At 68.6% G+C, this 22500-nt stretch carries 22 protein-coding genes; 7 read left to right on the top strand and 15 right to left on the bottom strand.

The genetic code is table 11. The features are described 5' to 3' along the window. Window positions 1-15: 15 nt before the first annotated feature. Window positions 16-720, top strand: coding sequence for an ArsR/SmtB family transcription factor (locus ACAM57_RS01865; RefSeq protein ID WP_369660525.1), 705 nt, complete (start codon window positions 16-18; stop codon window positions 718-720). A gap of 118 nt (window positions 721-838) precedes the next feature. On the opposite strand, the gene ACAM57_RS01870 is transcribed toward ACAM57_RS01865, so the two are convergent. The 8 genes from ACAM57_RS01870 to ACAM57_RS01905 form a co-directional block, all read right to left on the bottom strand. Further along, on the bottom strand, window positions 839-1852 hold the full coding sequence (locus tag ACAM57_RS01870) for a Bug family tripartite tricarboxylate transporter substrate binding protein (RefSeq protein ID WP_369660526.1): 1014 nt from the start codon (window positions 1850-1852) through the stop codon (window positions 839-841). A gap of 114 nt (window positions 1853-1966) precedes the next feature. Further along, complete coding sequence (locus tag ACAM57_RS01875) at window positions 1967-2980, bottom strand: tripartite tricarboxylate transporter substrate binding protein (protein WP_206169582.1); 1014 nt, start codon at window positions 2978-2980, stop codon at window positions 1967-1969. A 125-nt stretch (window positions 2981-3105) separates the two neighbouring features. After that, entirely contained in the window at window positions 3106-4623 is a 1518-nt protein-coding gene (locus ACAM57_RS01880; protein ID WP_126025474.1) for an AMP nucleosidase, read from the bottom strand. A gap of 38 nt (window positions 4624-4661) precedes the next feature. Continuing rightward, window positions 4662-5213 (bottom strand): TIGR00725 family protein, encoded by a 552-nt coding sequence (locus ACAM57_RS01885; protein WP_369660527.1) that lies wholly within the window; start codon window positions 5211-5213, stop codon window positions 4662-4664. Further along, a complete protein-coding gene (locus tag ACAM57_RS01890) occupies window positions 5161-5985 on the bottom strand; it encodes an ABC transporter permease (RefSeq protein WP_369660528.1) in 825 nt (274 codons plus the stop codon). The genes ACAM57_RS01885 and ACAM57_RS01890 overlap by 53 nt, the downstream gene beginning before the upstream one ends. A gap of 6 nt (window positions 5986-5991) precedes the next feature. Then, the gene (locus tag ACAM57_RS01895; protein WP_369660529.1) at window positions 5992-7071 is read right to left on the bottom strand and encodes an extracellular solute-binding protein; all 1080 of its coding nucleotides are present in this window, start codon (window positions 7069-7071) and stop codon (window positions 5992-5994) included. Window positions 7072-7093: 22 nt separating this feature from the next. After that, on the bottom strand, window positions 7094-8122 hold the full coding sequence (locus tag ACAM57_RS01900; protein WP_369660530.1) for an ABC transporter ATP-binding protein: 1029 nt from the start codon (window positions 8120-8122) through the stop codon (window positions 7094-7096). 19 nt (window positions 8123-8141) lie between these two features. After that, window positions 8142-8909, bottom strand: coding sequence for an ABC transporter permease (locus ACAM57_RS01905; RefSeq protein ID WP_369660531.1), 768 nt, complete (start codon window positions 8907-8909; stop codon window positions 8142-8144). Window positions 8910-9094: 185 nt separating this feature from the next. On the opposite strand from ACAM57_RS01905, the gene ACAM57_RS01910 reads away from it, so the two are divergent. Further along, on the top strand, window positions 9095-10009 hold the full coding sequence (locus ACAM57_RS01910) for a LysR substrate-binding domain-containing protein (RefSeq protein WP_369660532.1): 915 nt from the start codon (window positions 9095-9097) through the stop codon (window positions 10007-10009). Window positions 10010-10013: 4 nt separating this feature from the next. Then, entirely contained in the window at window positions 10014-10958 is a 945-nt protein-coding gene (locus ACAM57_RS01915) for a ketopantoate reductase family protein (protein ID WP_369662512.1), read from the top strand. Here the strand turns inward: ACAM57_RS01915 and gorA are convergent. Continuing rightward, window positions 10955-12322: a glutathione-disulfide reductase gene (gorA, locus tag ACAM57_RS01920; RefSeq protein ID WP_369660533.1), complete on the bottom strand. Its 1368-nt coding sequence runs from the start codon at window positions 12320-12322 to the stop codon at window positions 10955-10957. The two genes, ACAM57_RS01915 and gorA, sit on opposite strands and share 4 nt — an antisense overlap. A 180-nt stretch (window positions 12323-12502) precedes the next feature. On the opposite strand from gorA, the gene ACAM57_RS01925 reads away from it, so the two are divergent. Continuing rightward, the gene (locus tag ACAM57_RS01925) at window positions 12503-12799 is read left to right on the top strand and encodes a zinc ribbon domain-containing protein (RefSeq protein WP_369662513.1); all 297 of its coding nucleotides are present in this window, start codon (window positions 12503-12505) and stop codon (window positions 12797-12799) included. 11 nt (window positions 12800-12810) lie between these two features. Here the strand turns inward: ACAM57_RS01925 and ACAM57_RS01930 are convergent, their stop codons facing one another. Further along, window positions 12811-14079, bottom strand: coding sequence for a hypothetical protein (locus ACAM57_RS01930; RefSeq protein ID WP_369660534.1), 1269 nt, complete (start codon window positions 14077-14079; stop codon window positions 12811-12813). A 140-nt stretch (window positions 14080-14219) separates the two neighbouring features. Here ACAM57_RS01930 and ACAM57_RS01935 point away from each other — a divergent pair, with 140 nt between their 5' ends. After that, window positions 14220-16268, top strand: a complete 2049-nt coding sequence (locus ACAM57_RS01935; RefSeq protein WP_369660535.1) for a PEP/pyruvate-binding domain-containing protein — start codon at window positions 14220-14222, stop codon at window positions 16266-16268. A 36-nt stretch (window positions 16269-16304) separates the two neighbouring features. Here ACAM57_RS01935 and ACAM57_RS01940 read toward each other — a convergent pair whose 3' ends face one another. The 4 genes from ACAM57_RS01940 to ACAM57_RS01955 all read right to left on the bottom strand — a co-directional run bounded on the left by ACAM57_RS01940 (window position 16305) and on the right by ACAM57_RS01955 (window position 20536). After that, window positions 16305-16622: a DUF2645 family protein gene (locus tag ACAM57_RS01940; protein WP_369660536.1), complete on the bottom strand. Its 318-nt coding sequence runs from the start codon at window positions 16620-16622 to the stop codon at window positions 16305-16307. A 101-nt stretch (window positions 16623-16723) separates the two neighbouring features. Next, window positions 16724-18694, bottom strand: a complete 1971-nt coding sequence (locus tag ACAM57_RS01945) for a TRAP transporter large permease subunit (protein ID WP_369660537.1) — start codon at window positions 18692-18694, stop codon at window positions 16724-16726. After that, window positions 18691-19311, bottom strand: coding sequence for a TRAP transporter small permease subunit (locus ACAM57_RS01950; protein ID WP_369660538.1), 621 nt, complete (start codon window positions 19309-19311; stop codon window positions 18691-18693). Before ACAM57_RS01950 ends, ACAM57_RS01945 begins: the two co-directional genes overlap by 4 nt. A gap of 109 nt (window positions 19312-19420) precedes the next feature. After that, the gene (locus ACAM57_RS01955) at window positions 19421-20536 is read right to left on the bottom strand and encodes a TRAP transporter substrate-binding protein (protein WP_184639756.1); all 1116 of its coding nucleotides are present in this window, start codon (window positions 20534-20536) and stop codon (window positions 19421-19423) included. 177 nt (window positions 20537-20713) lie between these two features. On the opposite strand from ACAM57_RS01955, the gene ACAM57_RS01960 reads away from it, so the two are divergent. Next, window positions 20714-21124 carry a rhodanese-like domain-containing protein gene (locus ACAM57_RS01960; RefSeq protein ID WP_126025491.1) on the top strand — a complete coding sequence of 137 codons (411 nt, stop codon included), beginning with the start codon at window positions 20714-20716 and terminating at the stop codon, window positions 21122-21124. A 13-nt stretch (window positions 21125-21137) separates the two neighbouring features. Here ACAM57_RS01960 and ACAM57_RS01965 read toward each other — a convergent pair whose 3' ends face one another. Further along, complete coding sequence (locus ACAM57_RS01965; protein ID WP_184639758.1) at window positions 21138-21410, bottom strand: DUF4242 domain-containing protein; 273 nt, start codon at window positions 21408-21410, stop codon at window positions 21138-21140. Window positions 21411-21546: 136 nt separating this feature from the next. On the opposite strand from ACAM57_RS01965, the gene ACAM57_RS01970 reads away from it, so the two are divergent. Then, the gene (locus tag ACAM57_RS01970; protein WP_126025493.1) at window positions 21547-22500 is read left to right on the top strand and encodes an AraC family transcriptional regulator; all 954 of its coding nucleotides are present in this window, start codon (window positions 21547-21549) and stop codon (window positions 22498-22500) included.

Raw genomic sequence — 22500 nt, forward strand, 5'->3', positions numbered from 1 at the left:
TCTTAGGATGGACGCATGGACGACACCCTTTCCTCATCCGCCGACTTCCAGCTCGCCCGCCTGGCCGGCGCCATCGCCGAGCCGGCGCGCGCCCGCATGCTGAGCTGCCTGATGGACGGCCACGCACGCACCGCCACCGAGCTCGCCACCGTCGCCGAGGTGGCAGCCTCCACCGCCAGCGCACACCTGGCGCGCCTGAAGGAAGAGCGGCTGGTCGACGTGCTGGTGCAGGGCAAGCACCGCTACTTCCGCCTCGCCAACGACGACGTCGCTTCCGCGCTCGAAAGCCTGATGGTGGTGGCCGGCACCCCACGCACGCCACCTGCGCCCGAGTTCAGGCCCAGCACGCCGAGCCGCCTGCGCAGCGCCCGCACCTGCTACGACCACATGGCGGGCACGGCCGGCGTCGCGCTGCACGACCGGCTGCATGCGCAGGGCTGGCTCAGCGGACTGCAAAGCGGCTCCTACGAACTCACGCCCGATGGTGCGATCGCGCTGGAGAGCCTGGGCGTGGAGATCGACGAGGTGCGCCGCTCGCGCCGCCGCTTCGCCTGTGCCTGCCTCGACTGGAGCGAGCGCCTCCCGCACCTGGGCGGCGCGCTGGGCGCGGCGTGGCTGCAACTCTCGTTGAAACGGGGATGGGTGCGGCAGGAGCTGGACGGGCGGGCGCTCACGCTGACGCCAAAGGCGCAGCGGGAGATGCCGGAGCTTTTTTCCTGATCGAGCGGCCCAAGGCCGCAGACACCGCGGAACCGGCTTTGCCGGGCCGCAGGTGTCGCCCCCGGAAGGGGGTTGGCGCAGCGACACGAAGTGCGCGAAGCCTGGGGGTGAACCTGCCTCAGGCCTTGAGCTTTAGCAGATAGATGAGGGGCCCGGCCATCGCCGTATCGAGATCAAGGAAGCTCTCGAAGTCCTTGCCCGCCATCCAGTACGGGTCCCAGTTGTTGCGCTTGATGGTCTTCTGCCAGACGTCGGCCTGGGTGGCGCGGCGCACGGCTTCGAGCAGCACGGCCTTTCGTTCCGCCGTGACCTTCTTGCCGGTGAGCACGCCGCGCCAGTTGGCGAGGTCGGCGTCCACGCCCTGTTCGCGCACCGACGGAATGCCCAGGAACGGCCGCTTGGCCGACACGCCGATGGCGCGCAGCTTGCCGTTGGCGAGCTGCTCGCTGAATTCGCTGTAGCCCGAGATGCCGGCGGCTGCCTTGCCCGATTCGAGCGCCTCGACCACCTGCGCGCCGCCAGGATGCGGTTGGTAGACCAGCGCGCCCGCGTTGCCGGCCACGCGCGCCAGCATGCCCGCGTACATGTGGTCCACGCCGCCGGCCGAGCCGCCCGCAATGACCGTCTTCGCGGCATCTGCGCGCAGCTGCGCGATCAGGTCCTTCGGCGTCTTGATGGGAGAGTCGGCCTTCACGGCCACCACTTCGTAGTCGCTGGTGAGCCGGGCCACCGGCGCGACCTGCGCCATGGTGATGGCGGGCTTCTGCAGCGCCACGGCACCGACCATGACCATGCCGCTCATGAGCAGCGTGTCGGGGTCGGCGTCGTATTTCTCGACGTACTTGGCCAGGCCGATGGTGCCGCCCTTGCCGCCGATGTTCTCGTAGCTGATCTCCCCCACCGCCCCCGAGGCAATCATCGCGGCGCCCAGCGCGCGGCCGGTCTGGTCCCAGCCGCCGCCTTCGTTGGCGGGAATGACGATGCGCAGCTTGGGTGCGAGCTGCGCTTCAGCCGCGTCCGCTGCTGAAGGCCGCAGCGTGGGCACAACGCCCACGGCGGCGGCCGATGCCATCCAGGCGGTGAAGCCACGGCGAGACAGCCCCGTGGGGGCAATTGGCACGAAATGCGTCATTTTGTTTCCAGCTCCCTGTAAAAGTAACCGGATGATCGACGAAAACCGTGTCAGTCATTAGTGTCATTTGCTCGGGGTAAACCCGAACAAAGCCCTAGCGAGCGAACCGGCGGTTCAGGCCTTGAGCTTCAGCAGATAGATGAGAGGGCCGGCCATCGCGGTGTCGGTCTCGAGGAAGTTCTCGAACTCCTTGCCCTCGAGCCAGAACGGGTCCCAGTTGTTCTGCTTGACGGTTTTCTGCCACAGATCGGTGGCGGTGGCGCGCCGCACCACCGTCAGCAGGGCCGCCTTGCGGTATGGCGGTACCTTGCGGCCGGTGAGCACGCCGCGCCAGTTGGCGAGGTCGGCGTCCACGCCCTGTTCGCGCACCGAGGCGATGCCCTGGAACGGCCGCTTCGACGACACGCCGATGGCGCGCAGCTTGCCGCTGGCCAGGCCCTCGGCGAACTCGCTGTAGCCCGAGATGCCCGCCACGGCCTTGCCGGTATCGAGTGCCTCGACCACTTCCGCTCCGCCGGGGTGCGCCTGGTAGACCAGCGACTGCGAGGCATCGGCCACGCGCGCCAGCATGCCGGCGTACATGTGGTCCACGCCGCCTGCCGAGCCGCCTGCGATGACGGTGCCGGCCGCGTCCGCGCGCAGCTGCGCGATCAGGTCCTTCGGCGTCCTGATGGGTGAGTCGGCCTTCACCGCGATCACCTCGTAGTCGCTGGTGAGGCGGGCGATGGGCGCCATGTTGGCCATGGTGACCGTGGGCTTCTGCAGCGCCACCGCGCCGACCATGACCATGCCGCTCATCAGCAGCGTGTCGGGATCGGCGTCGTATTTCTCGACGTACCTGGCGAGACCGATCGTGCCGCCCTTGCCGCCGACGTTCTCGTACACCACGTTGCCGACAGCGCCCGATGCGAGCATCGCGGCGCCCAGCGCACGGCCCGTCTGGTCCCAGCCGCCGCCTTCGTTGGCGGGGATCACGATGCGCAGCCGGTTGCTCAGCGGCGCGTCGGCGGCGTGCGCGGCGCGCGGCCACAGCGCGGCGTGTCCTGCGCCGGCTGCGGCGGCCGAGGCCGCGATCCATGCAGAAAAACTGCGACGGGAGATGGGGGGAACGGAGCGCGACTGGGTCATCTTCTTTCCGGTTGTCGTGGGATAGACCGGATGATGTCCGCGAAACGCGCCAATCCCGCGCGGCCGCGGGCAGGACAAACCCTGAGGCCCCGGCCCTTGCCGGGCCCCTGCTGGAGCCGTTCTTCTTACTGGAACGCCACTTCGGCGAAGCTGCGCAGCTTGCGACTGTGCAGCCGGGTCGAGCCCTCGGCGCGCAGGATGTCGATGGCCCGCATGCCGATGCGCAGGTGCTGCTCCACGCGCTCGCGGTAGAAGTGGTTGGCCATCCCGGGCAGCTTGATCTCGCCGTGCAGCGGCTTGTCGCTCACGCACAGCAGGGTGCCGTAGGGCACGCGGAAGCGGAAGCCGTTGGCCGCGATGGTCGCGCTTTCCATGTCCAGGGCCACCGCGCGGCTCTGGCTGAAGCGGCGCTGCGGCTGGTTGCCCGGCAGCAGCTCCCAGTTGCGGTTGTCGGTGCTGGCCACGGTGCCGGTGCGCATGATCTTCTTCAGGTCGGGTCCCTCGTAGCGCGTGACGTCGGCCACGGCTTTTTCCAGCGCGAGCTGGATCTCCGACAGCGCCGGGATCGGCACCCACAGCGGCAGCTCCTCGTCGAGCACGTGGTCCTCGCGCACGTAGGCGTGGGCCAGCACGTAGTCGCCGAGCTGCTGCGTGTTGCGCAGGCCCGCGCAGTGGCCCAGCATCATCCACGCATGCGGGCGCAGCACCGCGATGTGGTCGGTGATGGTCTTGGCGTTGGCCGGGCCCACGCCGATGTTGACCATGGTGGTGCCGCTGCAGTCCTCGCGCACCAGGTGGTAGGCCGGCATCTGCGGCAGCCGCGGCGGCGCGGTGCCCTGGCTGCCGTCGAGCAGGTGGCCGTAGGTGGCGCTCGAGCCGGCGGGCAGTCCGCGGCGGCGCGTGACCACGTTGCCGGGCTCGATGAAGGCGACGTACTCGCTGTTCTCGTCGGCCATGGCCTCGTGGCCCAGGCGCACGAATTCGTCGATGTAGAACTGGTAGTTGGTGAACAGCACGAAGTTCTGGAACCACTCCGGCGCCGTGCCCGAGTAGTGGCGCAGGCGGTGCAGCGAGTAGTCCACCCGCGCGGCGGTGAACAGCGACAGCGGCTGCGCCTCGCCATCGCGCGCCTCGAAGGTGCCGTTGGCGATGCCGTCGTCCATCACGCCCAGGTCGGGCAGGTCGAACACGTCGCGCATGAGGGCGCGGCGCTCGGCGCTCATGGTGCCTTCGATGTGGTCGTTCTCGGCGAAGGAGAAATGGATCGGGATCGGCTGCGTGCTGGTGCCGACCTCGAGCTCGACCTGGTGGTTTTCCAGCAGCAGGCGGAACTGGTCGAGGTAGTAGCGCGAGAACAGGTCGGGGCGCGTCAGCGTGGTCTCGTAGCGGCCGGGGCCGGCCACGAAGCCGTAGCTCAGGCCGGCGTTGGCCGGCGGCGTGTGGCGCGAGACGGTGTGGGTGTGCACCCGCACGAAGGGGTAGCAGGCCCGCACCCGACCCGGCAGTTCTTCGCCGGCGACGAAGCGCAGCATCGATTCGCGCAGGTGCGCGAGGCCGCTCTGGTAGATCAGCTTGACCTGTTCGAGTGCGGCGGCGGCGTCGGTGAAGCGGGCGGGAGCGACGAAGGTTGGCATGTAGGGCATGCCGGCATTGTGCAATGCGGCTGCCCCGTCAGCTCGGGTCAGTTCAACAGGCAGGCCAGCACCTTCGCCAGCATGTCGTTCACGTCCGTGGCCTGCACCGCCCCCGGCAGCGCCACGTCGCCGTGCATCACGAACACCGGCTTGCCCCACTTGAGGCCCAGCGCCATTTCAGACAGCGTGCCCATGTTGCCGCCGATGGCGACCAGGCACACGCCGCTGCGCGCGACGATGCCGTTGCGCATCTCGCCCATGCCGGTGGGGATGGCCACGCTGAGCCATTCGTTGGCGTTGCGGTCGTCGTCCTCGGGCAGGATGCCCACGGCGATGCCGCCGGCTTCCACCGCGCCGCGCGAGGCTGCGGCCATCACGCCGCCGCGCCCGCCGCAGACCACCGCCATGCCCGCGCCGGCCAGCGCATGCGCCACCGCATGGGCGGCCTCGCACTCGGCCGGGCCGCCGTCGCCGGGGCCGATGATGGCCACCGGCTGGCGGTGGCGCTGCGGCCCCCGCTGTTTCTGCGCGAGGCGTTCCAGCGCCTCAGTGACCGGCGCCGGCAGCACCGCCGCGCTCGCGCCTTCGCGTAAAGACATCGCCCACTCCCATCACGATCACACACACAACCATCAGCACCAGCGACAGGGCCGCCGCCACCGCGAAATCGGAACCGCCGTCGCCCACCTGCGCCAGCAGCATCAGCGGCAGGATGTTGAGCTGCGTGCCCACCAGCGCCAGCGCCGTGCCGTAGGTGCCCATCGCGATCGCGGCCACCATGCAGGCGTTCGACAGGACCGAAGGCAGCACCTCGGGCACCACCGTGTCCCAGAAGGCGCGCGAGCACGAGGCGCCCAGCGTGCGCGCCGCCTGCGCCGGGCGCAGGTCGAGGTTCGCGAACACCGGGTACAGCGACAGCGCCACGCGCGGAATCAGGTAGTAGGCATACGCAAAACCCAGGCCCGACACGCTGTAGATCCAGCTGCCGATGGCGGCCGGGTCGGCGCCCAGCCCCGCGAGCAGCTGCGTTACGAAGCCCGCCCGGCCGAAGGCCAGGATGAAGCCGTAGGCGATCACCAGGCCCGAAAAGGCCAGCGGCAGGCCCAGCAGCGTCATCATCCAGCGGCGGCGCGCTTCGGGCTGGCGCGCGAGTTCGATCGCGATGCAGGTGCCCACCAGCGCCGACATCGCACCCGCCGCGAGCCCGAGCGCCAGCGTATTGCGCAACGCGCCGAAGAAGAGCGCGTTGCCGAACAGCCGCCCGAAGGCGCTGCCGCCTTCGCCGAAGGCTTCAGGCAGCAGCGCCGCCAGCGGCACCGCGAAGAACAGCGCCATGAAGGCCCACGCGGGCCAGGCGCCAAAGCGTCGCATGGCTGCTTACTTGCCCAGCGCGGCTTGCGCCCAGAGCTTGTCGATTTCCGCCTTGCGCTCCGAGGCCTTCACCACGTCGAGCGGCTTGATCTGTGGCGCGGCCGGCATCTTGGCGGCCACGTCGGCCGACAGCGGCGTGCCCGGCACGGCGGGGCGCACGAAGCCCTGGGCGAACAGCGACTGACCGGCCTCGCTCATGATGAAGTTGAGCCACAGCTTGCCGGCGTTCGGGTTCGGGCCGTTCTTCACAAGGCTGATGGCGTAGGGCGCGGCCACGCTGGCTTCCTTGGGGATCACGACTTCCACCGCGTCGCCCATGCCGTCGACGTGCTTGGCCTTCAGGCCGTCGTTCTCGTAGCTGATCCACACCGGGATCTCGCCCTTGAGGAACTTGGCATAGGGCGTGGTGCCTTCCACGCGCAGCACGTTGCCGGCCGCGTGCAGCTTGCCGAGGTAGTCGGTACCGGGCTGCACGTTGTCGACGCTGCCGCCGTTGGCGTAGGCCGCCGCGAAGGTCAGCACCTGGCCGATGCCGGTGGAGCGCGGGTCGAGGTACACCACCGTGTTCTTGAACTCGGGCTTGAGCAGGTCGGCCCAGCCGGTGGGTACGTTCTTCACCAGCTTCTTGTTGACCAGGAAGGCGATGTTGAGCGTGTGGATGGTGAACCAGCGGCCCTCGGCCTCGCGGAACACGGCCGGCAGCTTGTCGAAGTTGACGGGCTTGAAGGGCGCGACCACGTCCTTTTTCACGGCGTCGACGGCGGAGGCGGCGAAGTAGTAGGCGGTGTCGGCCTGCGGGCGGCGCCTGGTCTTCTCGAGCGAGACCACGGTGGCGGCGGAGCCGATGTCGTTGTAGGTCAGCTCGATCTCGGGGTAGCGCTTCTTGAAGTCGCGGAACAGCGACTTCCAGTTGGCCCACTCGGGGCCGGTGTCGAAGGAGACGCACAGGCCTTCCTTCTGCGCCTCGGCGTACAGCGCCTTCTCGCCCGCGTAGAGCTCGGGGCCGTCGAAGGCGAATGCGGTACGGGCCGCGAGAGAGGCCAGCGGCAGTGCGCCGGCGGCCTGGATCAGATGTCTGCGTTGCATGGTGGCTCCTTGGAGGAAGAGGTCAGTGGTCGAGTAAGCGGAGGTGCTCGGGCGCGATGGCGATGGCCTCGCCGGCGGGCTTCGCCGATTCGGCGAGGAAGGGCTTGGCCGCGCCCGGCACTTCGAAGTCGTAGCGGGTGAGCGCGCCCAGGTAGCGCTGCGCGCCGGTGCGACCCGCGAGGCGGTTCACGTCGTTCGCGGCAGGGTCGGGTCGGATGTGCTCGGGGCGCACCAGCACGTGCACCTCGGCGCCGAAGGCGCGCCGGCCGGTGTCGGCGAAGAGCTCGGCAAAACCCATGTCCAGCCGGCCGGGCGCGGCTACCTTCGCTGGCAGGATCGTCGAGAGCCCGACGAACTCCGCCACCGCGCGGCTCGCGGGGTTCTCGTAGATGTCGCGCGGCGTGGCGATCTGCAGCAGCCGGCCGTCTTTCAGCATCGCCACGCGGTCGGCCATGGCCAGCGCTTCCTCCTGGTCGTGCGTGACCAGCAGCGTGGTGGCATTGAAGCGCTGCTGGATGGCGCGGATCTGGTCGCGCAGGTGGCCGCGCACGCTGGCGTCGAGCGCCGAGAGCGGCTCGTCCAGCAGCAGGGCGCGCGGGTCGATGGCCAGCGCGCGGGCCAGCGCCACGCGCTGCTGCTGCCCGCCCGAGAGCTGCGCCACCGCGCGCCGCGAGAACTCGCCCAGCCCCACGATGTCGAGCAGCTCCTGCGCGCGGCGGTGCCGCTCGGCCGTTGCCACCTTGCGCAGCTTCAGGCCGTAGGCCACGTTGTCGAGCACGCTCAGGTGCGGAAAGAGCGCGTAGCTCTGGAACACCATGCCGATGTGGCGCTGGTGCACCGGCGTGCGCGACATGTCCTCGCCGTCGAGCGCGATGCGGCCGGTGTGGCCCGTCTCCAGGCCCGACACCAGCTTGAGCAGCGTCGACTTGCCCGAGCCGCTGGGCCCGATCACCGCGACCAGCTCGCCGGTGTGCACGTCGAGCGACACCTCGTGCAGGCCGTGCGTGCTGCCGGGGTAGTTGTAGCTGACCTTGTCGAGGAGGAGGCTCATGGCGTATCGGTTCTGCCGCTTATGCGCGTTGCTTCACGAGGGAGGACGAAAGAAGCGCCGACGCGCTCGCCAGCACCAGCAGGATCACCGTGGCCGCGCAGGCGAAGCCCGTCGCGCCGTAGAAGGCCTGCAGCAGCACCACCGGGTAGGTGCGATTCTGGAAACTCGTGAGCAGGTTCGACACGCCGAACTCGCCCACCGAAATGGCCGCCACCATCACCAGCCCGCTGATCAGGCTTTGGCGCAGGCTGGGCAGCACGATGCCGGTGAATTGCTGCCAGCCCGAGGCGCCGAGCGTGGCGGCGGCCTGCTCCAGGCGGCTCAGGTCGAGGTGGCGCAGGTCGGTCAGCAGCGTGTTGGTGAGGTAGGGCAGCGTGAGGATCGCGTGCGCAGCGATCAAGAGAGGCATCGAGCCCAGCCAGGGCGCGAGGTCGGTGTTGAAGACGATCATGTAGCCGAAGGCCAGCGTGATCGCCGGCACCGCCACCGGCGTGGCGCTCACGATGCGCGCCGCCAGGCTGCCGCCGCGCCGCGCGCCGTGGTACAGCGCATAGGCCAGCGGCAGGGCCAGCACGGTGTTGATGGCACAGGCCGACATGGCCACCACGAGGCTGCTCACGAAGGCCTTGCGGAAGGAGGTGTCGAGCCAGAGGTCGAGATACCACTGCCCGGTGATGCCCGTGGGCAGCAGCGTGTTGGTCCAGTTGCCGCCCACGCTGCCGACCAGCAGCAGCGCGATGGGCAGCAGCAGGTACAGGCCGTAGATGAGCGAGATGAAGCGAACCAAGCTTGCCTCCGAATGTCATGGGCGCCCGGCATACTTTCCGGATGCGCTACTGTTCGCGCCGGGCTTGCCGCCGCGTTGCCTCGAATTCTAGGAATCGCGTACGAACTTATGGGTGAAAGTTGGATGACGACACTTGAGCAATTGGAAAGCGTTTTTCATGCGGCTTTCACGAAGCGAGGCCAGGCATGAAGCGCGACTGCCCCACCATCCAGGAACTGCTGGCCTTCGACGCCGTCGCGCGCCACCAGAGCATTACGCTGGCCGCCGGCGCGCTGTGCATCACCGTGAGCGCGGTCAGCAAGCAGATCGCGGGGCTCGAAGCCTTCCTCGGCCGCGAGCTGCTGCAGAAGAACGGGCGCGGCGTCCAGCTCACGCCGCAGGGGCGCGTGTACTGGCAGAAGATCTCCGGCGGCCTGCGCGCCATCGAGACCGCCACCTTCGAGGCCCGCTCGGGCGACGCGGGCGCGGGCCTGCTCACGCTGGCGAGCGTGCCCACCTTCCTCACCAAGTGGCTCATTCCGCGCCTGCCCGCCTTCAGCCAGAAGAGCCGGCACGTGATGCTGAGCTTCAGCCGCCACCTGGAGCCCAGCGACGGCATTCCGGCAGGCGTGGACGCCGCCATCCGCTACGGCCCCGACGGCTGGCCCGGCGTGGTGTCCGAATACATCGCGGGGCGCGAGTTCGTGCTGATCGTGGCGCGCTCGCTGGTCGAGGGGCGCCACCGCATCGCGCAGCCCGCCGACATCGTTGGCCATACGCTGCTGCACCACGAGGGCGCGCCCACCGCCTGGCGCCTGTGGGCCGTGCAGCACGGCGTGCCCGAGGTGCAGATCGTGGCCGGCCCGCGCTTCGCGCAGTATTCGGCGCTGATCCAGGCGGCGCTCAACGGACTGGGCATCGGCCTCGTGCCGAAGCTGCTGGTGCAGGAAGAGCTCGCCGAGGGCGCGCTGCTGAGCCCCTGCGGCACGCCGGTGAGCGTGAACCAGGGGCACTACCTCTGCTACCGGCCCGACCGCCTCGACCTGCCGGCGTTCGCGGCGTTCCGCGAATGGCTGCTCGACGAAGGACAGAAGTCGCGCGGCGTGGAGACCGAGGCATGAAGCCATCCCAGGCAGGAACAGGAAAGGAAACGAACCGATGAAAGTCGCAGTGATGGGTGCCGGCGCGGTCGGCTGCTACTACGGGGCAATGCTCGCGCGCGCCGGGCACGAGGTGGTACTGATAGGCCGCTCCTCGCACGTCGAGGCCGTCAACGCCAGTGGCCTGCGCCTGGAGACCAAGGCCTTCGACGAGCACGTGAAGGTTGCCGCGAGCACCGAGCCCTCCGCCGTGGAGGGCGCCGATCTCGTGCTCTTCTGCGTGAAATCGACCGACACCGAAGCGGCAGCCGAACAGATCAAGCCGCATCTCGCCCCTGGCGCGCTGGTGCTCACGCTGCAGAACGGCGTGGACAACGACCAGCGCGTGCGCTCGGTGCTGCCGCCGTCGAACGAGGTGGCGGCGGCGGTCGTCTACGTCGCGACCGAAATGGCCGGGCCCGGCCACGTGAAGCACCACGGACGCGGCGAGTTGGTGATCGCCCCCTCGGGCCGCGGCGAGGAAGTGGCAAGGCACCTCGAAGCCGCCGGCGTGCCCACGCAGATTTCGTCCAATGTGCGCGGATCGCTGTGGGCCAAGCTGATCCTCAACTGCGCCTACAACGCGCTTTCCGCCGTCACGCAGCTGCCCTACGGCGTGCTCGTGAAGGGCACCGGCGTGACCGACATGATCCGCGACGTGGTGGCCGAGTGCCTCGCGGTTGCCAGGGCCGAGGGCGTGGAAGTGCCCGGCGACACCGCCGCCGCCGTGCGCGCCATCGCGCAGACCATGCCCTCGCAGTACTCGTCCACCGCGCAGGACCTCGCGCGCGGCAAGCCCAGCGAGATCGACCACCTCAACGGCCTGATCGTGCGCCGCGGCGAGGCGCTCGGCGTGCCCACGCCGGCCAACCGCGTGCTGTTCGTGATGGTGAAGCTGCTTGAGGGCAAGCAGCAGGCGGCCCGAGCCTAGCCGGGCATCGGCTCGCGCATCGTCACGAATTCTTCGGCGGCAGTCGGGTGGATACCCACCGTGCTGTCGAAGATCGCCTTCGTCGCCCCTGCGCGCATCGCCACCGCGAAGCCCTGCACCACTTCGCCGGCATCGGCGCCCACCATGTGCAGGCCCACCACGCGGTCGGTGGCCTTGTCGACCACCAGCTTCATGAAGGTGCGCTCGCTGCGGCCCGAGAGCGTGTGGCGCAGCGACTTGAACTCGCTGGAGAACACCGTCACCTCGCCGAACTTCGCGCGCGCGTCGAGCTCGGTGTAGCCGCAGGTGCCGATGTTCGGGTGCGTGAACACGGCGGTGGGAATGAACTCGTAGTCGAGGCGGCGCTTGCCCTTGCCGAAGAGTTCGTCGACGACCACCATCGCCTCGGCCAGCGCCACCGGCGTGAGCTGCACGCGGGTGGAGACGTCGCCCACCGCGTAGATCGACGGCACCGAACTGCGGTAGTGCGCATCGACCGCGATCGCGCCGCGCTCGTCAAGCTTCACGCCCGCCGCCTCGAGGCCCAGCCCCTGCGTGTTGGGCACGCGGCCGGTGGCGAAGAGCACGGTGTCGGCCTCGATCTGCTGGCCGCGCGCGAGCGTGACCGTAAGCCCGCCGGCGCCGCCGGTGCCGCGGGTTACCGATGCGACATCGCAGTTCAGCCGCACGTCGACGCCGGCCTTGCCCATCTCGTTGGCCAGGAACTGCCGCACGTCGTCGTCGAAGCCGGTGAGCAGGTGCGCGCGTCGGTGCAGCTGCGTGACCTTGGAGCCCAGCCCGTTGAAGATCGACGCGAACTCGCAGGCGATATAGCCGCCGCCCACCACCAGCAGGCGCTTGGGGAACGGCTCGAGGTCGAACATCGCGTCGGAGGTCACGATGTGCTCGCGGCCCTGGATGTCGGGCACGAAGGGCGTGCCGCCGGTGGCCACGAGCAGGTGGCGCGCGGTGTGGCGCTTGCCGTCGACCTCCACCGTATGCGGATCGACCAGCTGCGCCCAGCCGGTGACGAGCGTGACGCCCGCGTTCTTCAGCAGCGAGGCGTAGATGCCGTTGAGCCGCGTGATCTCCTTCGCGCGCTGCGCCTTCAGGCGCGCCCAGTCGAACTGCGGCGCCTCGGAAAGCGTCCAGCCGTAGCCCGCGGCTTCCTCGAAGGATTCGGCATAGCCGGCCGCGTAGCTGTAGAGCTTCTTGGGAATGCAGCCCACGTTGACGCAGGTGCCGCCGAGCTCGGCGGCCTCGGCGAGGGCGACGCGGGCGCCGGTCTGCGCCGCCATGCGCGCGGCGCGAACGCCGCCGCTGCCGCCGCCGATGACGAAGAGATCGAAGTCGAATGTGGGCATGGGAAAGCTTGGCTCCTTTGGCCGCCGACTGTAGCGGCGGGCCGAAGGCGGCGCTTCGGGCGGGGCTTGCTTGACTCTGGAGCTGCTGCAGGGATTCCACTGCCCGCAGGCCCCGCGGGAGTTCATCGCCACCGGCGACGCTTGCGCGGGATGCCAGCTCTCAGGGGGAAACACATGGGCATGCTCGAAAGACTCTTCGGTGGACACGGCGGGTCGCGTCATGGTGGTGGCGGCGGCCACCACGGCTCGCGCGGCGGATACGGCAACGGCGCATACGGCAACGGCGCATCGTCATCGGGCAGGGACAGCGCATGTCCGTCATGCCGCGCCGTCAGCGCGTCCGGCGCGCGCTTCTGCCAGCAATGCGGCGGTTCGATGCAGCCGGCTGCCTGCAGTCAGTGCGGCACCGCCGTGCAGGCCGGCGCAAGGTTCTGTGCGCAGTGCGGCCAGCCTGCGGAAGGTGCACCGCGCGGCTGAAGAAGCGCCGGCTACTGGCGCGAGTCCGGGGAAGTCCAGAGCCTGCGCGGATCGTCGCCGGCGGGCTGGCCCGGTTGCGGCGGCGTGCCGCGCTGCTGCTGGAGCGCACGCAACTGGGCCTGCTGCAAGGCCTGTTGCTGAGCCTGCGCCTGCTGCTGCATCTGCGCGGTGCGTTGCTGCAGCTCCTGCTGCTGGCGAAGCATCTGCTGTTGGGCCAACGCCTGTTGCTGGGCCGCGCGTTGCTGTTGCAGCTGCATCTGTGCCGCCTGCTGTTGTTGAAGCAGCTGTTGCTGCTGCAGGGCCTGCGCCTGCGCGGCGCGCTGCTGCATTTCCTGCTGCTGGCGCAGGGCCTGGCGTTGCTGCTGCTGGAGTTGCAGCTGCAACTGCTGTTGTTGCTGCCAGCGGTCCTGTTCGGCGCGATCGCGCCATTCGCGTCGCTGGCGCCACTCCTGCTGCTGGCGCCAGTCCTGCTCGCGCTGCCACTCCAGCTGTTGCTGCTGGGCCGCCTGGGCGGCGCGTTGCTGCTCCATCCACTGCGCTTGCTGCCGGGCCTGTTCGTATTCGATCTGCTGCTGTCGCGCGATCAGTGCCGCAGGCGGCACCGCCACGGCCGGCTGGGCGTAGCGTACGGGGTCGTCGTACCGGCCACGCTCGGCCACCCAGGTGTCGAAACTGCTGTTCTGCGAGCGCGTGGTGCGCACGGTCGTGAGGTTCCGGCCCGACACCGTGGTCTGCTGGCGCCCGGTCAGCAGTTGCGAGATGCCGTTCTGGCCACGCAGCGTGAGGTGGCCCGAGGCCACCGCCGCCCAGGTGGTCGTCGTGTCGGCCTCGTCGACGGCGATGCGGTATTCGCCCGGCGCGCCGATCACCGCCGAGAGATTGGGCGTGTCGATGCTGATGCGCTGGCCCGAGGCCATGTCGCGCACGCTCAGCTGCAGGTTGCCCCGGCCGGCGTTGATGCGGATGGTGTCCTCGTCGATGCCGGTGAACTCCACGTAGGTCCCGCCATCGAGCCGCAGCGCGGCCGGGCCGATGTAGACCTCGGCGCGCGCGTTGCGGTCGGTCCAGATGCGGTCGCCGGCGCCGAGTTCGCGCCCGGGCCGGGCGGCGGACCAGCGATCGTCGCCGGCGGACGAGACGCTCACCGTTCCCTGCTGCAGGTTCAGGCGCCCGATGGACTGCGCGTTGGCCGCGAAGCCGGCGCACACCAGCGCCAGCCCGAGCAGCAAGCCGCGCAACGGGCGTTGAAGGGCCGAAAGGCTTGTTCTTGTGCGAGTCATGTGATTTCTCTGATCCCCGGATGTACGAATGCGATGGCGTTGTGACTAACGCGCGAGAATCCGTTGCCGCTGTCAGCGCCGCTGCGTTGCTTGGTGAAGCGCGCGTGCACTCGGCAACCGGTTGTAAGGAGGGACACCGCATGAAAAACCAGAACAACGCACGGCCCGTAGGCACATCGTGCTTCCAAAACAATAGCGTGACTGCGTTTTGCGTCGCGGCTGCCATCGCCATGCTGGCGGCCCTGCCCGCTGCCGCCCAGCTAGCCCGCAAGCCGTCGTACTACCAGCAGCAGAACCAGCCGCAGCCTGAAGGCCCGGCCGCGCAGCTCGTCCCCCGTCCCGCGGTACCCTCGTCGCTGCCCGCGCTGCGCAGCCAGGCCGACTTCGACCAGCTCGCCCGCGTCTACGACGCCGACACGCCGATGCAGCTCGCGCACGTGCTGTTCGTGATCGACCGGCAGGCCAAGCCGCCGCGCATGTACTACATCGACACGCCGCGCTACCAGCTGCATGTGCGCTTCCTGCGCGACACGCGGCTCGCGCCCAGCACCGTCAAGCGCGAGATCGACCGCAACTACCTCGCGCCCGACCGCCGCTTCCTGTTCGGCACGCTGAGCTGGCAGCAGAACATCGGCAGCTTCACCTACGAATTCTGGGAAGGCGACAAGCTCACCGCGCCGCTGCTGCGGCAGGCCGAGCAGCAGGTCAGGGCCAGCTTCTTCGGCCCGGTGAAGTTCAAGACCAACTCCACGCTGCACGAGCGCGTGGCGAAGGAAACCGGCATCGACTTCGTGAGCCAGGAGGCGCTGATCCGCGAGCAGCCCTTCCTGCCGATGAACCTCGGCACCGCCACCGGCCGCGTACGCATCGTGGACGACGACGCGGGAATCAACGCGCTGCTGCCCGACGACATCGCCGTGCTGCGGCAGGTGCCCATCGGCCTGCCGCCGGTGGCGGCCGTGCTGACCGAACGGCCTTCGACCGCGCTGTCGCACGTCAACCTGCTGGCCAAGGGCTGGGGCATTCCCAACGCCTACGTGCGCGATGCCGCCGCGGTCCTGAAGGAGCATGCCGGCCAGTGGGTGGCGCTGAAGGTCGCCAGCTCGGGCTATCAGGTGCGCCGGCTCACGCCGGAGGAGGTCGCCGCGCTGCCGCCGCGCGCGGTGCGCACCGCTGCCGCCGGCGCCGTGCCTGGCAGTTCGCGCGCCATCAAGCCGGACCTGCGCGAAAGCCGGCTGCTGCCCCTGGCTTCGCTGCGCGCGCGCAACAGCGCGCAGTGCGGTGTGAAGGCCGCGAACCTCGGCGCCATGCAGGCCGCGCACATCCCGGGCACCTCGGTGCCCGACGGCTTCTGCATTCCCTTCGCGCACTACGACAGCTTCATGCGCGCCAACGGCCTGGCCGATCGCATCGCGCGCATGCAGCAGCAGCCGGGCTTCGCGAGCGATCCGAAGGTGCGCCAGAAGGCGCTGGCGCAGTTGCGCGACGAGATCGTGCAATGGCCCGTCGATGCCGCCACCGCAGCCGGCTGGCGTGCGGCGTGGCAGTCGCAGCTCGGAGGCGGCGGCGTGTTCGTGCGCAGCTCGTCCAACTCCGAAGACCTGCCCGGCTTCAGCGGCGCGGGGCTCTACACCACCGTGCCCAACGTCAAGACCGGCGACGCGCTCGAAGTGGCCGTGAAGAAGGTCTGGGCCTCGGTGTTCAACCCCGAGGCCTGGGAGGCCCGCGCGGCGGCGGGCTTCGGCGCCGAATCGGTACTGATGGGCGTGTTCGTGCAGACCGCCATCGATTCGGCCAACGCCGGCGTGATGATCACTCGCGACCCCTTCGACGCCGGGCATCCGCACATCACCTACATCTCCGCCAAGCGCGGCATCGGCATCCGCGTGGTCGAGGGTCGGCGCGTCGCCGAGCAGGTGATGTACTCCAGCTGGTCCAAGGCCATCCAGGTGCTCAGCCGCTCGGCCGAAGACACCGCGCTGCAGCTCGACAAGGACGGCGGCGTGAAGGAAGTGCCGGTGGAAGCCGGCCGCAACGTGCTCACCGACGAACTGGTGGTGCGGCTGGCCAATGTGGGCGTGGCGGTCAAGCGCACCTTCAACGGCGTCGACCAGGACATCGAGTGGGCGACGGTGGGCGACAGGATCGTGCTGCTGCAGGCGCGGCCGTATGTGGAGAGGCGGCGCTGAGACAGGGCCGCGAGCCTCCAACCTGCAACCGCCCGCTCAGCAAAGCGGGTAGTGAATGAAAAACCGCCATCCCCAGACAGCCAGCAAGGCGACAGCCATCCAGAGAGAGTAATGTGCTGTTTTCTTTCGGATCGACTGGATGGCTGCCAAAACGAGAAGCGGGATCAAAAAGGCGAAAGAAAAAAATCTGGCACTGATGTCGTCGTCAAGCGGCAGCCCGCAAAAAGTCAGGCCCTCGGATTTTGCGCTGGGCTCGTCGAGCATCCATTCATACTTGTTCATCGGCATGAGAAGCATGAAGGCAGCGCAAAAAAATGCATATGCCGATGCGAGTGCTACGTCTACTTTTTTCATTGTCAGACTTTATCCAGAAGCACTGCGCTTCACTGCCCGTAGTCGCACTATCAGCCGGATGAGGGGCACAGCATTGCCGCCCTCGCCACGCCAGCTTCTTGCTACTTGTACAGCAGCTGCGGCAACCACAACCCGATCTGCGGCCACATGTAAAGCAGCACGATCGCCAGCACCTGGATGCCCATGAAGGGCAGCATGCCCAGAAAGATCTGGTTCAGCGTCACGTGGGGCGGGCTCACGCCCTTCAGGTAGAAGGCTGCCATCGCGACCGGCGGCGAGAGGAAGGCGGTCTGCAGGTTCAGCGCCACCAGCAGCCCGAAGAACAGCGGGTCGACGCCGAAGTTGTCGAGCAGCGGGATGAAGATGGGCATGAAGATCACGATGATCTCGGTCCACTCCAGCGGCCAGCCCAGCAGGAAGATGATGACCTGGCTCAGGATCAGGAACTCCACCTTGGTGAGGTTCATGCCGAGCACCCATTCCTCCACCAGCGCCTGCCCGCCGAGCAGCGCGAACGCGGCAGAGAAGATGGCCGAGCCTACGAAGAGCCAGCACACCATGGCCGATGTCTTGGCCGTGAGGAATACCGACTCCTTCAGCACCGCGAGGTTGAGGCGCCTGTAGGCCGCCGCCAGCAGCATGCCGCCGAGCGCGCCCATGGCGGCCGCCTCGGTGGGCGTGGCAAGACCCAGCACGATCGAGCCCAGCACCGAGAGGATCAGCAGCACCAGAGGGAAGAACGACGCCAGCAGCATCTTGAAGATCTCGAGCCGCGCGAAGCTCAGGAACAGGTAGAACAGCGTGACGATGGCGCCGAAGACGGCGAAGGTGACCCACCACCAGGTCGGTGCGGGTCGCTGCGTGGCTGCCTCCGTAGCAGCAGCGGCCGAGGGCTCTGCGGTTCCTGCGGCGGGCGCGGGGGGAACGGCCGGGGCTCCCGGCGGCTCGGACAGCGCCCCCTGGCTGGAGGCAGTGGCCGGTGCCGACGGCTGCGTATCGTCGCTGGGCGGCTCCTGCAGCCCACCTTCCTGCGGTGGTTCCTGCAACCCGCCTTCGACCGGCGGCTCCTGCAGGCCGCCGGACTCCGGCGTGCCGCTGCGCACGGCCCCGATTTCCTCGATCTCGTAGCGCGCCTGCGCTTCCACCGTCGTCACGGCCTTGTAGCTGAAGGCGGCCAGCAGCAGGAAGATCACGCCCGGCATCGCAACGATGCCGAGCTGCTTCAGCACATGCGAGAAGGGCACGCCGGCATTGCGCCGTCCCTTCAGCAGGCCGACCAGCGCATGCGCGGCGGGGCTGTCGGCCAGCCGCTGCGACAGCGGCGGCAGCGGCACGACGCGCTCCGCCTGCGAGAGCGGCGGCGCCCACTGCGGCTTGAGCCAGGCGACGATGATCACGTACAGCACATAGAGCGAGGCCAGCATCAGCCCCGGAAAGAACGCGCCCGCATAGAGCTGCACCACCGACACGCCGGCCGTCGCGCCGTAGACGATGAGCAGCACCGAAGGCGGAATCAGGATGCCCAGGCAGCCGCCCGCGGTGATCGAGCCGGCGGCCAGCGGCACGCTGTAGCGCGCGCGCAGCATGGCCGGCAATGCAAGCAGGCCCATCAGCGTGACCACCGCGCCCACGATGCCGGTGGCCGTCGCGAAGATGGTGCAGGTGACCAGCGTCGCCACCGCCAGCGCACCTGGCAGCCGCGCGAGCGCGAGGTGCAGGCTCTTGAAGAGCGACTCGATGAGGTTCGCGCGCTCCACCAGGTAGCCCATGAACACGAACAGCGGCACCGCGATGAGCACGTCGTTGGCCATGGTCTTGAAGGCCGACTGCACCATAAGGTCGAGCGTTCGGTGCCAGTCGCGGTCGTAGGCCAGCCAGGTGAAGAGCATGCCCATGCCCATCAGCGTGAACGCCGTGGGAAAGCCCAGCATGATGGCCACCACCACCAGCGAGAGCATCAGCAGGCCGAGGTGGCCGTTGGTGATGGTGGGCGCATTGGCCAGCACCGCCACCGCGCCGATCACGATCAGCGCCATGAACGAGAGGCCGAACCAGAGTTCGCGGCGGATCATCGCGCGGCCTCCTTCGAGGCGACGACGCGGTCGAGCGCGGCGATGTCCTCGTCCTTCACGTGCACCATCTCCTTGAGCTTCTCGACGTCGACTTCCTCCACGTCCTGCTCGCGCGAGGGCCAGGCGCCCTCGCGGATGCAGCGCACGCAGCGGATGATCTCCACCAGCCCCTGCAGCAGCAGCGTGAAGCCCGCCAGCGGAATGACGTACTTGAACGGGTACAGCGGCAGCGGCTCGGCCGAGAAGGTCTGCTCGCGGATGGCGAGCGATTCGCCCGCGTAGACCCATCCGGCCCAGGTCAGCGCGACGATGCCGGGCAGGAAGAAGACGATGTAGAGCACCAGGTCCACCAGCGCCTGCGTGCGCGGGCGGAAGAAGCCGTAGAGCACGTCGCCGCGCACGTGGCCGTTCTTCGAGAGCGTGTAGGCGCCCGCGGTCATGAACATGGTGCCGTACAGCATGATCTGCGCGTCCAGCACCCAGGCGTGGGGCCTGTTGAGGGCATAGCGCGAGAACACCTCCCAGCTGATCAGCAGCGTGAGCAGCAGGGCGCACCAGGCGAAGGTCTTGCCGATCCATGTGGAGAACCGGTCGACCGCCAGCAGGAAAGATTGCATCGGAACGAACTCCTCGCCGCGTCATCCGTGTCTTGCGCGGCAGCTTGGGCGCAGGCATGAAAAGAGGGCACCGCCCCGGGTGCCCTCGCGTCGCATCGATCCCCTGGGATCAGGTCTTCTTCGCCTGCCGTCCGAAGTAGTGGTTGTAGGCCATCTTGAAATCGACCCCGTAGTCGTTCTGCCACTGGCCCGCGCGCTCGGCGAAGGCACGCTGCGAGTCGAGCACCTTCTTGAACATCGGGTTCTCGGCCGACTTCTTCGCGATGGTCTTGTCCCACGAGGCGAGCTGCGCGCGCAGCACCGCGTCGGGCGTCTTGTAGAACTTGATGCCGGCCTTCTTCAGCTCCTCGTAGTCCTTGGAGTTGCGGTCGATGGCCTTCCAGCTCATCTCGGCGCTCGCGGCCTGCGTGGCGTACTCGATGATGGACTTGAGCTCCGCCGGCAGCGCCTTGAGCTTGCCACCGTTGAACAGCACCTCGAACTGCTCGCCGCTCTGGTGGAAGCTCTGCAGCATGCAGTTCTTGGCGACGTCGGGAAAGCCCAGCACGCGGTCGCTCGACGCGTTGTTGAACTCGGCCGCGTCGATGAGGCCACGGTCCAGCGCGGGCACGATCTCGCCGCCGGGCAGCGGGTTCACGGCCGCGCCCATGTCGGTGAACACGTCCACCGCCAGGCCCACGGTGCGGAACTTCAGGCCCTTCATGTCTTCGGCCTTGGCCACCGGCTTCTTGAACCAGCCCAGCGGCTGCGTGGGCATGGGGCCGTACAGGTAGGAGACCACATCGAGGTTCAGGCCCTTGTAGATCTCCTCCATCAGCGCCTTGCCACCGCCGTAGGTGTGCCAGGCCAGCACCATGTTGGCGTCCATGCCGTAGCCCGGACCGGACCCCCACAGCGCGAGCGCCGAGTTCTTGCCGTACCAGTACGCGACCACGCCGTGGCCGCCGTCGAGCGTGCCCTTGGCGACCGCGTCGAGCAGCTGGAAGGCGGGCACCACCGAGCCGGCGGGCAGCACCTCGATCTTCAGGCGGCTGCCCGCCATGTCGTTGACCTTCTTCGCGTAGTCCTGCGCGTACTCGTGGAAGATGTCCTTCGCGGGCCAGGTGCTCTGGAAGCGCAGGGTGGTGGTCTGGGCCATGCTGACCATCGGCACGGACATGGCGCCGGCGGCCACGGCCGCGCCCTTGAGCAGCCCGCGGCGGCGGGGCATCTTGCTGTCTGTCATTTGTCTCTCTCCAAACGGTTCTGACTTGGGAAAACCCAGGCTGTCCGTCTTGGAGTTATGGTTCGACAGGCCCAAGGCGCCATCTTTGGCGCGCGGGAGCACTCAACAAACAGGGTTTTCACGAACCGGTGAAAAATTCCGGGCCATGAAAACCCGCATCGCAAGGACACGAGACAGATGACAGAACCCGTCGAGAACAAGGGCTACGCCGGCGACGTGACGCCCGAGCAGGCCGCCCGATGGACCGCCAGCGGAGAGGCCGTGCTGGTCGACGTGCGCACCGACGCCGAGCGCGAATGGGTCGGCTATGTGCCGGGCGCCGTGCCGCTGGCCTGGAAGCAGTGGCCCGGCATGGCGATGAATCCGGCCTTCGACGAAGGCATCCGTGCCGCTGCCGAAGGCGGCAGGAAGCTGGTGCTGCTGTGCCGCAGCGGCGTGCGCTCCATCGCAGCGGCCAAGCGCGCGACAGAGCTGGGCGTGGAGGCCTACAACATCCTCGAAGGCTTCGAGGGCAACCCGGACGAGAACGGCCACCGCGGGCTGACCGGCGGCTGGCGCAAGCGCGGGCTGCCCTGGCGGCAGAACTAGAGAGCCGCTCGCCTCACTCGGCCGTGGCCGGGTCGATCACGCTGTAGACCCGGTCCACGCGGTTGGCAGGGAAGCCGCCGAGCTCCGCGTGCCGGCGCACCAGTGCCTCGTCGGTGGCCTGGTAGACGCAGTAGACACGGTCGTCGGTCACGTAGCTGTGGATCCACTGGATGTCGGTCCCCATGCTGCTGAGCACGCCGCAGGACTTCTGCGAAATGGCCTTCAGGTCCGACGGGGTGAACTTGCCGGCGCCGGGGATGTCTCGCTCGATAACGAATTTGGGCATGGTGGTACTCCTGTCTGGCTGTCAGAATCGGTCGAAGGCGACCAGGTCCTATGGTGCCGATGCGAAGCCGCCCCGTATTGCCCGCTCCGCCTGACTTGTTGACCGAAACCCCGTCCTCGCTTGCCGGGAGGTGATCATGGATGTCTTGTCGGACGTGCTACGGACCATCCGCCTCGAGGGCGCGCTGTTCCTCAACGGGGACATGTATGCACCCTGGTGCTTCAAGGTACCCAAGGGTAGGGACATCGCCCAGCTGCTCAGGCCCGGCGCGAACCGGCTGGCCATCTGCCACCTGGTGCTGCAGGGCGAATGCTGGGCCCAGGTCGACGGCGGGGAGCCGATACGGGCGCACGCGGGCGAAGTGATCGCCGCGCTGCACGGCGACTCCCATGTGCTGGGCAGCGGCCTGCACCATGCGGCGGTGGACATGTCGCATGTGGTGAGCCCGCGCGCGCCCGAACTGGAGCGCGTGCGCTATGGCGGCGAGGGAGATCGCACCTTGCTGGTGTGCAGCTGGTTCGCGTACGAGGGCGACGCGCCCAATCCCGTCATGGCGAACATTCCGCGCCTGTTCACCACGCAGCTGCGAAGCAGGCCGGCGGGCCCGTGGATCGAGCAGTCGGTCAACTTCGTGCTGGGCGATGCGGCTTCACGCTCTCCGGGTTCGGAGATGGTCGCCGCCAAGGTGGCGGAAGTGCTGTTCGCCGAAGTGCTGCGCGGCTACATCGAGTCCGCGCCCGCCAACAACCCCGGCTGGCTGGCGGGCCTGCGCGATCCCCACGTGAGCCGCTGCCTGGCGCTGATGCACGCCGAGCCCGCGCGCAACTGGACGGTCGATGAGCTGGCGCAGGAGACCCACACCTCGCGCAGCGTGCTGGCGGACCGTTTCACCGAGCTGGTGGGCGCGCCGCCCATGCACTACCTGGCGCGCTGGCGAATGATCCTGGCCGCCGGCATGCTGCGCAGGGACCAGTGCAACCTGGCGCGCATCGCCGAAGGCGTGGGCTACGAATCGGAGGCCGCCTTCAACCGCGCGTTCAAGCGCGAGTACGGCGTGTCGCCAGGGGCCTGGCGGCACAACGGCGCCTGA

This window comes from Variovorax sp. V15 (genome assembly GCF_041154425.1).
Taxonomy (GTDB): Bacteria; Pseudomonadota; Gammaproteobacteria; order Burkholderiales; family Burkholderiaceae_C; genus Variovorax; species Variovorax guangxiensis.